The 251-nt window shown below is 43.8% G+C and carries 1 pseudogene; it reads left to right on the top strand.

Annotated elements, in window-relative coordinates:
* A pseudogene (locus tag AAEY75_RS16325) lies at positions 1-195 on the top strand (type IV secretion protein Rhs); the annotation flags it as partial.
* Positions 196-251 lie beyond the last annotated feature (56 nt).

The following is a 251-nucleotide window of genomic DNA, read 5'->3' as shown; positions in this document are numbered from 1 at the left end:
CTGCAACAAGGCTTGAAGGTGTTACGCGGTGCTATTATCGATCGTCGCTATAATTATGTACTAGAAATGGGTAAGCCTTTTTTTAAATATGGTATCGAGCAGCAGGCACGCATGGTACAAGACTATTTTGTCCGTCGTCAGCGCGGACAATACTGTCAAGATCTTGCAGGCTGCATTCCATTTTTAGTGGTTTAATTAGCGACTAATCTTGAGCCTAGTAGACCATGCCGCGACTGATTCTTAACCTCTAC

It is taken from the genome of Psychrobacter sp. TB55-MNA-CIBAN-0194 (assembly GCF_040309505.1).
GTDB lineage: Bacteria > Pseudomonadota > Gammaproteobacteria > Pseudomonadales > Moraxellaceae > Psychrobacter > Psychrobacter fozii.
This window is presented reverse-complemented; position numbering and strand designations above follow the sequence as displayed.